The sequence below is a fragment of the Pseudomonas sp. NPDC012596 genome, assembly GCF_042902325.1.
Lineage (GTDB): Bacteria > Pseudomonadota > Gammaproteobacteria > Pseudomonadales > Pseudomonadaceae > Aquipseudomonas.
Window position 1 is genome coordinate 1 of the sequence record NZ_JBIBEB010000038.1, and the last position, 11,957, is coordinate 11,957.

Annotated in this window: 11 protein-coding genes; 2 read left to right on the forward strand and 9 right to left on the reverse strand. The window is 65.0% G+C overall.

The window, feature by feature from the left end; genetic code table 11:
• Window positions 1-602: 602 nt before the first annotated feature.
• Window positions 603-1,961 (forward strand): 8-oxoguanine deaminase, encoded by a 1,359-nt coding sequence (locus ACFY68_RS26010; RefSeq protein WP_387533524.1) that lies wholly within the window; start codon window positions 603-605, stop codon window positions 1,959-1,961.
• A 122-nt stretch (window positions 1,962-2,083) separates the two neighbouring features.
• Window positions 2,084-3,598: a nucleobase:cation symporter-2 family protein gene (locus tag ACFY68_RS26015; RefSeq protein ID WP_387533527.1), complete on the forward strand. Its 1,515-nt coding sequence runs from the start codon at window positions 2,084-2,086 to the stop codon at window positions 3,596-3,598.
• Between the two features lie 42 nt (window positions 3,599-3,640).
• Here the strand turns inward: ACFY68_RS26015 and ACFY68_RS26020 are convergent, their stop codons facing one another.
• The 9 genes from ACFY68_RS26020 to ACFY68_RS26060 form a co-directional block, all read right to left on the reverse strand.
• Window positions 3,641-4,339, reverse strand: a complete 699-nt coding sequence (locus ACFY68_RS26020; RefSeq protein ID WP_387533530.1) for an anti-sigma factor domain-containing protein — start codon at window positions 4,337-4,339, stop codon at window positions 3,641-3,643.
• Entirely contained in the window at window positions 4,336-4,872 is a 537-nt protein-coding gene (locus ACFY68_RS26025; RefSeq protein WP_346612399.1) for a sigma-70 family RNA polymerase sigma factor, read from the reverse strand. The genes ACFY68_RS26020 and ACFY68_RS26025 overlap by 4 nt, the downstream gene beginning before the upstream one ends.
• 90 nt (window positions 4,873-4,962) lie before the next feature.
• Window positions 4,963-5,472 (reverse strand): DUF3455 domain-containing protein, encoded by a 510-nt coding sequence (locus ACFY68_RS26030; RefSeq protein ID WP_387533549.1) that lies wholly within the window; start codon window positions 5,470-5,472, stop codon window positions 4,963-4,965.
• Window positions 5,473-5,607: 135 nt separating this feature from the next.
• Window positions 5,608-6,966 (reverse strand): Na+/H+ antiporter NhaA, encoded by a 1,359-nt coding sequence (nhaA, locus tag ACFY68_RS26035; RefSeq protein WP_387533533.1) that lies wholly within the window; start codon window positions 6,964-6,966, stop codon window positions 5,608-5,610.
• A 154-nt stretch (window positions 6,967-7,120) separates the two neighbouring features.
• The gene (locus tag ACFY68_RS26040; protein WP_387533536.1) at window positions 7,121-7,651 is read right to left on the reverse strand and encodes a membrane integrity-associated transporter subunit PqiC; all 531 of its coding nucleotides are present in this window, start codon (window positions 7,649-7,651) and stop codon (window positions 7,121-7,123) included.
• A gap of 24 nt (window positions 7,652-7,675) precedes the next feature.
• Window positions 7,676-9,316, reverse strand: coding sequence for an intermembrane transport protein PqiB (locus tag ACFY68_RS26045; protein ID WP_387533539.1), 1,641 nt, complete (start codon window positions 9,314-9,316; stop codon window positions 7,676-7,678).
• On the reverse strand, window positions 9,300-9,944 hold the full coding sequence (locus tag ACFY68_RS26050; protein ID WP_387533542.1) for a paraquat-inducible protein A: 645 nt from the start codon (window positions 9,942-9,944) through the stop codon (window positions 9,300-9,302). The genes ACFY68_RS26045 and ACFY68_RS26050 overlap by 17 nt, the downstream gene beginning before the upstream one ends.
• Window positions 9,941-10,564, reverse strand: coding sequence for a paraquat-inducible protein A (locus ACFY68_RS26055; RefSeq protein ID WP_387533544.1), 624 nt, complete (start codon window positions 10,562-10,564; stop codon window positions 9,941-9,943). The genes ACFY68_RS26050 and ACFY68_RS26055 overlap by 4 nt, the downstream gene beginning before the upstream one ends.
• Window positions 10,561-11,640, reverse strand: a complete 1,080-nt coding sequence (locus ACFY68_RS26060) for an AI-2E family transporter (RefSeq protein WP_387533546.1) — start codon at window positions 11,638-11,640, stop codon at window positions 10,561-10,563. The genes ACFY68_RS26055 and ACFY68_RS26060 overlap by 4 nt, the downstream gene beginning before the upstream one ends.
• Window positions 11,641-11,957: the final 317 nt, after the last annotated feature.

An 11,957-nucleotide genomic window follows, 5' to 3' on the forward strand; every position in this document is an offset into this window, starting at 1 on the left:
CAACAAGGCTGGCAACTATGGCCTCACAGGCCATGGCACGTTGCAACAAATGTAGGAGCGGGCTTGCCCGCGATGCGCCGCGCGGGCGGCGCTCGATCTGAAGGGCGCAGAAGATCCCAAGGCAAGCACTTCGCGAAGCGCCGCGCGGGCGGCGCTGGATTTATGCATCACCAAAGATCCCAAGGCAGGCACCTGCCAGCCAACCCCTTATCTCCCGCCAAAACCCCAACCCCCAACTTTTCCGTATACAAAAACAACCATTCCTGGTTACATTACCCCCGCGCCTACGACACCGGTCATCGCCGCTGCGTATTGCGACAGGCCTGAAGCCATGCATTACCCCTACCCGCTCGCCCTCTCCGAGCCCCCTGCGCGAATCGATGCATTCGCCGCTATTTCGTTACTCCGGCAGCCCACCCTTCGCCCCACATCGAGCCTATGCGCCTCGACGGCGTCGACGCGCGCGCTGCAGCCCTGACCTACCCTGCCAACCACGTAGTGTTTGCCACACTGCACCTGGTTTCCAGGGCCTGGCTCTAGTCGAAAACCGGGTGTCCATACACACAGATTGCAACCCGCACCCCTCACGGGAAGGAACACCAATGCCCAAGACTTTGCTGATAAAAAACGCCGAACTGCTGGTGACGATGGACGGCGAACGCCGCGAGATCAGACGCGGCGGCGTGTATATCGAAGACAACCTGATCAAGCAGGTCGGCCCCAGCGACGAGCTGCCCCAGCACGCTGACGAAATCCTCGACATGACCGGCAAGGTGGTCATCCCGGGGTTGGTCAACACCCACCACCACATGTACCAGAGCCTCACCCGTGTGGTGCCAGCGGCCCAGGACGGCGAGCTGTTCAACTGGCTGACCAACCTGTACCCGATCTGGGCACGGCTGACCCCCGAGATGATCGCGGTGTCGACCCAGACGGCCATGGCCGAGCTGATCCTCTCGGGCTGCACCACCTCCAGCGACCACCTGTACATCTACCCCAACGGTTGCAAGCTCGACGACAGCATCCACGCCGCCGGCGAAATCGGCATGCGCTTCCACGCCGCGCGCGGCAGCATGAGCGTCGGCCGCAGCCAGGGCGGGCTGCCACCGGATTCGGTGGTGGAAAAGGAAAGCGACATCCTCAAGGAATCGCAGCGCCTGATCGAGGACTACCACGACGCCAGCCACGGCTCGATGCTGCGCGTGGTGGTGGCGCCCTGCTCGCCGTTCTCGGTCAGCCGTGACCTGATGCGCGAAGCCGCGGTGCTGGCGCGCAACTACGGGGTGTCGCTGCACACCCACCTGGCCGAAAACGTCAACGACATCGCCTACAGCCGCGAGAAGTTCGGCATGACCCCGGCCGAATACGCCGAAGACCTGGGCTGGGTCGGCCACGATGTCTGGCACGCCCACTGCGTGCAACTCGACCAGCACGGCATTGAGCTGTTCGCCCGCACCGGCACCGGTGTGGCCCACTGCCCATGCTCGAACATGCGCCTGGCCTCGGGCATCGCGCCGATCCGCAAGATGCGCGACCACGGTGTGCCGGTAGGCCTGGGCGTCGATGGTTCGGCCTCCAACGATGGCGCCAGCATGATCGGCGAAGTGCGCCAGGCGCTGTTGCTGCAGCGTGTCGGCTTTGGCCCCGATGCGATGACCGCTCGCGAGGCGCTGGAAATCGCCACGCTCGGCGGCGCCAAAGTGCTCAACCGTAACGACATCGGTGCCCTGGCGCCGGGCATGGTCGCCGACCTGGTGGCCTTCGACCTCGGGCATGTGTCCTACGCCGGTGCTCACCACGACCCGCTGGCGGCGCTGGTGTTCTGCACCCCGACCCAGGTCCACACCAGCGTGATCAACGGGCGTGTGGTGGTCAAGGATGGCCGCATCACCACCGTCGACCTGCCACTGGTGCTCGAGCGCCACAACCAACTGGCCCGCCAGCTGGTCATCGGCGAGTAATGCAAAACAGCCGTTGCGCACTGCAAAGCGCGTAACGGCCAAACCCCTGTTCCAGAGTTCACCCACCGCGACTGAAACCGTGCTGTTAGACGCATTAAAAAAACAAAAGCGAGCTACTCACCATGACTTCACCCGCTACACCTCGTCCGGAAGACGAGAACCTCGGCGTTGGCGCCAATGTGGCCTATGGGCTGCAACATGTGCTGACGATGTATGGTGGCATTGTTGCCGTACCGCTGATCATCGGCCAGGCGGCCGGCCTGACCCCGGCTGAAATCGGCCTGCTGATCGCCGCCTCGCTGTTTGCCGGCGGCTTGGCGACGCTTCTGCAGACCCTCGGTATTCCGTTCTTCGGTTGCCAGCTGCCGTTGGTCCAAGGGGTGTCCTTCGCGGGCGTGGCGACAATGATCGCGATCATCGGCAGTGACGGCCGGGTTGGCCTGTCGGTGGTGTTTGGCGCTGTGATCGCGGCGTCATTGATCGGGCTGCTGATCACGCCGCTGTTCTCGCGCATCACGAAATACTTCCCACCCCTGGTGACGGGCATCGTCATCACCACCATCGGCCTGACCCTGATGCCGGTCACGGCGCGCTGGGCCATGGGCGGCAACAGCCAGGCAGCAGATTTTGGCAGCATCGCCAACATCGCCCTGGCGGCCTTCACCCTGGCCACCGTGCTGTTGCTGAGCAAGCTGGGCAGCGCCACCCTCTCGCGCTTGTCGATTTTGCTGGCGATGGTGATCGGTACGCTGGTGGCCGTGGCCTTTGGCATGGCCGACTTTTCCAATGTGCTCGACGGCACGCTGGTCGCCTTGCCTCAATTGATGCCACTGGGCGCGCCCGAATTCCGGGTTGCGGCGATCATCTCGATGCTGATCGTGATCGTGGTAACCATGGTCGAAACCTCTGCCGACATTCTCGCCGTCGGCGAAATCATCGGCACCAAGGTCGATTCGAAACGGTTGGGTAATGGCTTGCGCGCCGACATGATCTCCAGCGTTTTCGCGCCGGTGTTCGGCTCCTTCACCCAGAGTGCCTTCGCGCAGAACGTCGGCCTGGTTGCCGTGACCGGCGTGAAGAGCCGCTATGTGGTGGCCACCACCGGCCTGATCCTGGTGACCCTTGGCCTGCTGCCGGTGATGGGCCGGCTGATTGCCGCGGTGCCTACCTCGGTGCTGGGCGGCGCGGGCGTGGTGCTGTTCGGCACCGTCGCGGCCAGCGGCATCCGCACCTTGGCCCAGGTGGACTACCGCAACAACATGAACCTGATCATCGTTGCCACCTCGATCGGCTTTGGCATGATCCCGATCGCCGCGCCAGGCTTCTACCACCACTTCCCGGCCTGGTTCGAGACGATCTTCCACTCCGGCATCAGCTCGGCGGCGATCATGGCGATCCTGCTCAACCTGCTGTTCAACCACCTGCGTGCCGGCAACTCCGACCAGCAGTCGGTGTTCGTCGCCGCCAGCGAGCGCACCTTGCGCTACCGCGACATTGCCGGGCTCAACGAAGGTGACTTTTTCCGTGATGGCAAGCTGTTCGACTGTGACGGTAACGAAGTGCCGATCAGCGAGGCCGACGACGGCCACGGCGAGGCTCCGGCGCCGCGCAAGAAGCGCCCTGAGCACGTGCATTGACTGGCAGCGGCGCCCAGGCGCCGCTTTATTTCGGGGCCGGTTTTACAGCACTTTCACCGCTCGCCCAATGAACTGCACAGGCCCCGTTGGCCGACCGGTTGGCGAGCCGCCGGCCTTCTCCAGGGTCAACTCGAACAGTTGGTTGGCTTCCAGCGGCGGCAGGTCGTGCGCGGGCACGCGGTATTGCTCACCCGGCTTGACCAGGCCCAACGATACCGGGGCCTGCCACTGCTCGCCTTTGGTCCAGAACTGCAGCACCTTGTCGCTGGGTACCGGGAACTGGCCCAGAGGAATCAGCTGAATGCTGCGCGCGTCGCTGGCCTGCACCACCCAACCTGCAGCACTGTCAGCCGGTGCAACCAGCACCACCAGGTAAGACGGCGCCGGCGCTTGGGTGGTCAGCAGCGTAAATGCCAGCAGCAGGCTCGCAAGCACACCGGCGCCGGCCATGCCTTGCCACAGCGCCAAGCGTTGCCACCAGCGCGGTGGCTGTGCAGGTTGTTGCACATCAAGGCTGCGGTCGATCCGGCGCCACAAGCGCGCGCTGGGTGCCACCGGCGTGGCCAGTGCATTGAGCGACAGTAGCCGTTGCTCCCAGGCATCCACGGCGGCACGTAGCTGCGCGTCTTCGCCGAGGCGCTTCTGCACGGCCTGGTGCTGCTCTGCCGACAAAGTGCCCAGCACATATTCCCCGGCAAGCGCGTCGTGCGCTTCTGCCGTTTCGCCCTGCGCTTTCTTCATCCCATGCACTCCCGCAACGCCTTCAGGCTGCGCTTGATCCAGGCCTTGATGGTGCCCAGCGGCGTGTTCAGCAAACTGGCGATCTCGGCATGGCTGCACCCGTCGACATACGCATGCAGGATGCACAGCTTGCGTGCAGGCTCCAGCTGCTCAAGGCAGCGATGAACCTTGGCCGAATCCGCTTGCAGGTCGATATCCCCGGCAAAGGGCGCAGGGGTGAAAGCCGCCTCGTCAAACACCACTTCCCGCCGGGTATCGCGAATGAAGTTAAGCGCCAGATGGCGAGTGACGCTGTAGATCCAGCCACGCGCCGAGCCGCGCGCAGGGTCGAAGCTGGCGGCGCGGGTCCAGATGCGGACAAAGGCGTCGTGCAAGATATCTTCGGCCGTCGCATCGTCGCGGGCGATACGCCGCGCGACGCCCAGCAAGCGTGCGCCCTCCTCCTCGTAGAGTGCATGCAATGCGCGCCGGTCACCCTGCGCGCAAGCCTGGAGGCAACGTTGATAATCGAACGGAGGCAAAGGTGAGTTCAATGCAAGGTCCCTGGGCGGCACCCCAGCCAAGTGACTGGGGCTTGTCGATAGCGTAGACGCCAGCCACTCACCTGCCTGGTTCGGTCACCTTCATTTTGCCGCCCAGAAGATGTAGTCAGCCTGGTAGTCGACGACTTTGCGCTCGCCCTTGTTCTGCGCCGCGCAGGCGCTTGCCGGCGCCACGCCGCCACGGGTGGCCAGGCGCTGGATGAAGCTGACGCCGGTCATGGCGCCCTTGCCCTCAGCCGGGTTGGCCTGCACCAGCTGGTAAGGCAGGTCGCCCTTGGCCGCTGGCGCGATGGCCAACTGGGTGCCGGTGACCTTCGAGCCGTCCTTCGCCTGCCAGGTGGCGGGCGGCCCGAAGTAGTCGCCCACTGGCTTGCCGGCCCTGTCGTTGAGCACGGCCTTGGGGCCGACGAAGGTCCATTCGGTTTGGCCCGGCGCATTGGCTTTGTCGCGGCATTCGTAGGTGATCTGGCCGACACCGACGGTCTCGAGCATGACCGAATGGCCGTCCGGCACCTTGACGGCGTCAGGTACGGAGGATTGAGCGTGGGCGGCCTGGTTGGCCAGTATCAGCACAAGGCCGCCGGCAAGCATCAGCAGGGTAACGGGGCTATTCATGGTGCACATCTCCTGGCGAGTAATCGACAGCGCGAAGTCGCGCTGCCTGTAATACCCGCCAGGATGCTGTTTGGATGCACCCCCCGATAACTATTTCGAGGGGCGCTGCAATCAGCCGGCTTCAGCCCGCACAGCCGAGGCTGCCTTGCGCAGGCTCCAGACGCCCCACGCCACGCCGATCACCGCCGCGGTGACGGAGCCCGACAACACGCCGAGTTTCGCTGCGCCCAGCGCGCCAGGGTCAGCGAAGGCCAGGTTGGCAATGAAGATCGACATGGTGAAGCCGATACCCGCCAGCAGCCCGATCAGGGTGATGCCACGCCAGGTGACACCTGCCGGCAGCGCACACCAACCCAGGCGCACCATCAGCCAGCTGACGCTGACAATACCCAACGGCTTGCCGGCGACCAACGCAACGGCAACGGCAACCATCACCCAGAACGGCCCATCGGCCGACAGGTCGACACCGGACAACCCGACACCGGCGTTGGCCAGGGCAAACAGCGGCATGATCGCGTAGGCCACCCACGGGTGCAGGGTGCCTTGCACACGGGTCACTGGCGGAACCAGCTCACGCTGGGCCAGGCGCAGGTGTTTCAGCGGGCTCATGAGCTGGCTGGCATCACGCTCCGGTGCCTTTGCCCGGCCCAGCAGGTCGTCGGTGAAGCGGCTGACGGCCTCCAGCGGGCGCTCGCTCAGCGGCATCGCCTTGACCGGCGTCATCAGCCCCAACGCGACACCCGCCAAGGTGGGGTGGGCACCGGTCATCAGTACGCCCAACCAGGTGATGAAGCCGGGGATGATGTAGGCATAGGCCGAGCCCACGCCGATCTTCTGCAGGCCGAGCACCAGCAGCAGGCCGATGGCGGCAACGCCCAGGCCGCTGTAATCGAGGCCACCGGAGTAGAAGAAGGCAATGATCAGCACGGCAATGATGTCGTCGATGATCGCCAGGGCCAGCAGAAACACCCGCACATTGGATGGGATCGACTTGCCCAGCAGCGCCAGCACACCCACCGCAAAGGCGATGTCGGTGGCAGTGGGCACCGCCCAACCCTGATGGTCGGCCGGGCCATGGTTGAACGCCAGGTAGATCAGTGCGGGCACCGCCACCCCGCCAACGGCCGCGGCCATCGGCAGCGTGGCCTGGCGCAGGCTGGACAGCGCCCCTTCATGGATTTCGCGGCGGATTTCCATGCCCACCACCAGGAAGAAGATGGTCATCAGGCCATCGTTGATCCAGAAGTGCAGTGACTGGGAATACACCAGCGAGCCGATGCCGAAGGTGATGGGCGTGTGCCAGAGGGCATCGTAGCTGTCAGCGGCGGGCGAATTGGCCCAGATCAGCGCCGCCACGGCGGCGATCAACAGCACGATACCGCTCACGGCCTCGATGTGCAGGAAGCGCTCGAAGTTGGCAAAGGCGCGCAGGGCAATGCGCTGGGCGCGAGGTATTACATGTTTTTGCATGGGCGCAAGAACTCCCGCTGGCGGCCCGACCGGCGTAGTTGTTTAACCTGCATCACTGCTCCGTGCAGCTAGCACCCGGGCGGCATTCTAGCGGAAAACCTGCCTGTCGTGTGCACAACCCGTTTATCAGCGGCCAGCCTGCTGCGGCTGAACGCTAGGATCTCGGGCAACCGGCTGCACTGGCGCGCACGGCGCTGGCCAGCTTCTGCAGATTGGCCTGCTGGGCGCCGACCAGGCTGCCGATGCTGTTTTGCGCGGGGGTTTGCACAGACGTCCGGCACGTCATCTCAGCCTGGCCAGGGCGTTGCAGGCGCCACACCGCTTCCAGCAGCGCGTACTGCCCCGGCACCGAATCGAACCGCTGCACATCCACCCGCAACAGTGCCCTGGGCGTGCCGCCAACCGGCCCGCCGAGCTGGTCCTGCAAGGCGCTGCGGAACTCATCGACCAGGTTGGCCCCCCACCATTCGGTTTCCAGGATCACCAGCCCGCTCGTGCCCTGGCGGATCACCAGTTGCGGGCGGTCCACCTGCGGCGGCAGGCTGACCCGTTCGACCAGAATCTTCTCACCGGCGCCGCGGCTCGGCTGCGCGGCAACCAAGGTGTGGTAGTTGTTAGGCGCGCTGCGACAGCCCGCGGTCAGCACCACCAGCGTGGCCAGCAACAGGGTAGGCAGCGTGCGCATTGGCTCATACTCCTTGGGGCATGCTCAGGGTTTGACGTCGTCCGCGCCTGCGGCTTTCGGCCGCCCGCGAATCAACGATTCGGGGTGACGGCCGAGGTAGTCCGCCAGGTCGCGCAGCGAGCGTGACATGCGTTCCAGTTCCTGCAGCGTATCGCCGAGTTTTTCCCGCTGCGGCGAGTTTTCGGCGATCGCCGAATTGGCCGTGCGCAGGGTCTTCTGCAGTTCATCCAGGGTGCTCGTCAGGCGCGGCAGGGTCTGCCCGTCAACCCGCTTGGCGGCGCTGCGCAGCTCGTGCAGCGTGCCATCGAGGTTGCCGGCGATGCTTTCGAGCGGCAGCTTGCCGATGCGCTCGAGCACACCCTGCAGCTGCTCCTGGAGTTTTTCCAGGCTGCCGGGCACGGTGGGGATGACGATCGGGTCGGCGCTCATGTCGAAGGCGACCTTGGGCGCCTCGGGGTAGAAGTCCAGCGAGATGAACATCTGCCCGGTGATCAGGTTGCCACTGCGGGCCTGGGCGCGCAGGCCGTGCTCGACGAACGTACCGATCAGTTGCCGGGCACCGGCTGCATCCCCTTCGGTGTGCTTGAATACCTTGAGCATTTTCTGGTGCACCGGGCCCAGGCGCTGGGGGTAGATGGCCGCATCCACCACAACGGGGAAGCTCTGTTTTTTCGGGTCGTAATCCAGCGTGATCGACGTCACCCGGCCGAACTCCACGCCCTTGAATTCCACCGGCGCCCCCACTGACAGCCCACGCATCGACTGGTCAAAGCGCAGGCGCAGGTATTGCGCCTTGCCGGTTGGCGGTGCCAAGGCCGCATCGCGGTCGGCGAACAGCTCGAAGGCCTGCTGGTCGACAGCGGCCTCTGCGGGCGCTGCGTATTCGGGCGTGCCGAAGGCCAGCCCGCCCATGAGGATCGACGATAACGACTGGGTCTCGACCTTCAGCCCGTTGGCCCCGATCTGCATGTCGATGCCGCTGGCGTTCCAGAAACGCGTGTCGAGCGTGACGAACGCATCGTGGGGCGACTGCACGAAGATATCGATGTCCACGCCCCTGCCGTCGGGCTTGATTGCATAAGACACCACCTCGCCCACCGGGATGCGGCGGAAATAGATCGATGAGCCGATATCCAGCGAACCCAGGTCATTGGCGCTGAGCACGAAGCGCTTGCCCTTCTCGCCGTAGGTGATGGGCGGTGGCGACTCGAGCCCGACGAAGGTTTTTTCAGGCTTTTTCGACTCACCGGCATCGGCACCTATGAAGCTGCCCGACAGCAACGTGTCGATCCCCGAGATACCGCCGGCGCCGATGCGCGGGCGCACCACCCAGTAGCGCGCGCCGTCGGTGGCGAACGACTCCGCCTCCTTGGAGAGTTCGACCTTGGCCACCACGCCCTTGCGGTCCTCGGTCAGCTCCACCGTGGTCACTTCGCCGATCACCACGCTGCGGTAACGCACCTGGGTCTTGTGCGCCACCAGGCCCTCGCCGCTGCGAAATGAAATGCTGATCACCGGCCCTTGCTGCATCCAGTTACGCACCACCAGCGAGGCGCCGACCAGCAGCGCCAGCACCGGGACGATCCACACCAGCGAAACACTGAAGCGCCGTGTGCGCACCTGCGCCTGGCCGGGCCGTGCGTGGTTCTCAGTCTCCAGCGCCATCGCCGTGCTCCCCGTGGTGTGGTTGGTCGTCCCAGATCAGGCGTGGGTCGAAGCTCATGGCCGCGAACATGGTCAGCACCACCACCAGGCCGAAAAACAGAATGCCCAGGCGCGGCTCGATGGTGCCCAGCCCGCGCAGCTGCACCAGCGCAGCCACCAGCGCCACCACCATGACGTCGAGCATCGACCAGTAGCCGATCAGCTCGACGCAGCGAAACAGCTGCGAGCGCTGCCGCCGTGCCCAATGGCTATGGCGCTGGGCGGTGAACAGCAGCAACCCGAGGGAGACGAACTTTATCGCCGGCACGCCGATGCTGGCGATGAAGATGATCAGCGCGATGTCCCACGCGCCGGCCTCCCAGAACTCCAGCACGCCGCCAACGATAGTGCTGTCGCTGCCCTGGCCGAGCATTTCGGTGTTCATCACTGGCAGCACATTGGCCGGTATATAGAAGATCAACGCAGCGAACAGAAACGCCCAGCCACGGGCGATGGGGTTGGCTTTGCGCCGGTGCAGCGGCGCGCCACAGCGGTCGCACTGGTGCTGGCCCAGGCGCAGGTCACAGGCCTGCCCGCAGCCGTGGCACAGGCACAAGCCCAGCTCGCCGGCCAGCGCCGGGGCACTCATACCTGCCCCCACAGGTCGCGGATATCGCGCCCGGCAATGAAGATCATCAACACGCTCAGCACCGCCAGGGCGATCAGCCCGATGCCCGGAATCACATCGAGCAGGCCCGCCAGTTTGATCACCGCTACCATCGCCCCCAGCAGGCACACCTCCAGCATGCTCCAGGGCCGCAGTTTTTCCAGCGCCCGCATGCAACTGGCAAAGCCGGGGGCACGGCGCCCGCCCACTGCGAAACCCAGCACCCAGCACAGCAGGGCAATCTGCAGCACGGGGGCGAAAATGATCGCCAGCGCCAGCACCAGGGCAATGAAGGTGATGCTGCCTTGGCTGAGGACCAGCACCGAATCCCACAACGTCGCCGAGTTGCTCAGGCCGCCCATGCTGATGGTCATTACCGGGTAGGCATTGGCGAACACCAGCAGCACGCCGCCGGTCACGCACAGGGCCAGGCGCTGTTGCACGTTCAACGGGTTGTGGCGGTACAGCACGCCGCCGCAGCGCAGGCATGCCGCACTCTGGTGGCGCTGCAGGGGGGCGCGCTGGTAGACCGCGTCGCAATATTCGCAAATGATCACGTCATCTGCCCTCTGCTCCGCTGCACCTGCCTGAGTGCCGTTCATGGCGCGACGACTCCTGGGCCGCTGGCAGGGCCGTCATCGACCCATTGCCAGAACAGCATGTAACCCACCGCCAGGATCACCGGCCCGATGAACAGCCCGATGAAGCCGCCCGCAACCATGCCGCCCAGGGCGCCGATCAGCACTACTGGCATCGGCACATTCACCCCGCGCCCCAGCAAAAGCGGTTTGAGGACGTTGTCCGCCATGCCTGCCAGCACGCTGTATACGGCGAAGACCACGCTGGCCACGCTGACGCCTTCGGTAAAGAACACGAAGCACACCACCGGCACGGTAATCAGCAGTACTGGCAGCTGCATGATGCCCAACAACAGCACCACGATGGCCAACAGCCCCGCGCCGGGTATGCCCATGACCACGAAACCGACGCCCACCAGCACCATCTGCACGAAGGCGATGCCTACCACCCCCTGGGCTACCGCACGGATGGTCGCGGTGCACAGTGCAGCGATCTGCGGGCCACGCTCGGGGCCGGAAATGCGCGTGCCTATGCGCACGGCGCTACGTTCGCCGTTGTCGCCGTAGGCCATGACGATACCCGACAGAATCAGCGCACCGACAAACAGCAGAAAGCCCGTGCCCACACCCGCCAACTTGCCCAGCACGACCATGCCAATGCCCTTCAGGTGCGGCGCCACGCCCTGCACCAGGCCGGTTGCATCGGTGGCGGCCTGCTGCCACACGGTGAACAGCTGCGGCCCTATCAACGGCCAGGCCTGCACGTCGGGATTCGCCGCTGGAATGTGCCATGCCCCGCTGTCGAACAGCTCCAGGCCCGCGCGCACCGACTCGCCGATGGACACCGCCAACAGGTAGATGGGCACCATCAGGATCAGCAGGGTAATCAGCACGATCAGGCTGGCGGCATGCCCAGGCTTGAGCCCCAGGCGATGGCGCAATCGCCCGTGCAAGGGGTAGAAGGTGATTGCCAGGATGACTGCCCACAGCATCAGGCCGAGGAAGGGACGGAAGACTTCGTAGCACGTCACCACCAACGCGGCGACCAGCCCGGCACGGATTAACACGTCCAACAGTGCGCGGTTGAAGTCTCGTGCCATGGGATTCTCCAGGTAGCCCTATCTGCGCGCAGTGGAGCCTGTTTGCCCAGGCCTCAAGAGCGCGACCTGACATCGCGGTGCATGGAGCACTGCTTCACCCTAGTACAGGTCGATCGTTTTTGCGCAGCGCGATAGGTCTTGGCTGGCTGACAGGGCTTGCCTTGGGATCTTGCCGCCCGCGCGGCGCTTCGCGGGGCGCTTGCCTTGGGATCTTCAGCGCCTTTGAGATCGAGCGCCGCCCGCGCGGCGCTTCGCGGGGCAAGCCCGCTCCCACATTTGTTGCAACGCGCCGTTCCAGTCAGGCCATGGTTGTTCGC

What these genes read in the sequence shown, in the direction of transcription:
- ACFY68_RS26010 (WP_387533524.1), top strand. Translation starts at nt 603, where the DNA reads ATGCCCAAGACTTTGCTGATAAAAAACGCCGAACTGCTGGTGACGATG.
- ACFY68_RS26015 (WP_387533527.1), top strand. Translation starts at nt 2,084, where the DNA reads ATGACTTCACCCGCTACACCTCGTCCGGAAGACGAGAACCTCGGCGTT.
- ACFY68_RS26020 (WP_387533530.1), bottom strand. Translation starts at nt 4,339, where the DNA reads ATGAAGAAAGCGCAGGGCGAAACGGCAGAAGCGCACGACGCGCTTGCC.
- ACFY68_RS26030 (WP_387533549.1), bottom strand. Translation starts at nt 5,472, where the DNA reads ATGCTTGCCGGCGGCCTTGTGCTGATACTGGCCAACCAGGCCGCCCAC.
- nhaA (WP_387533533.1), bottom strand. Translation starts at nt 6,966, where the DNA reads ATGCAAAAACATGTAATACCTCGCGCCCAGCGCATTGCCCTGCGCGCC.
- ACFY68_RS26040 (WP_387533536.1), bottom strand. Translation starts at nt 7,651, where the DNA reads ATGCGCACGCTGCCTACCCTGTTGCTGGCCACGCTGGTGGTGCTGACC.
- ACFY68_RS26045 (WP_387533539.1), bottom strand. Translation starts at nt 9,316, where the DNA reads ATGGCGCTGGAGACTGAGAACCACGCACGGCCCGGCCAGGCGCAGGTG.
- ACFY68_RS26050 (WP_387533542.1), bottom strand. Translation starts at nt 9,944, where the DNA reads ATGAGTGCCCCGGCGCTGGCCGGCGAGCTGGGCTTGTGCCTGTGCCAC.
- ACFY68_RS26055 (WP_387533544.1), bottom strand. Translation starts at nt 10,564, where the DNA reads ATGAACGGCACTCAGGCAGGTGCAGCGGAGCAGAGGGCAGATGACGTG.
- ACFY68_RS26060 (WP_387533546.1), bottom strand. Translation starts at nt 11,640, where the DNA reads ATGGCACGAGACTTCAACCGCGCACTGTTGGACGTGTTAATCCGTGCC.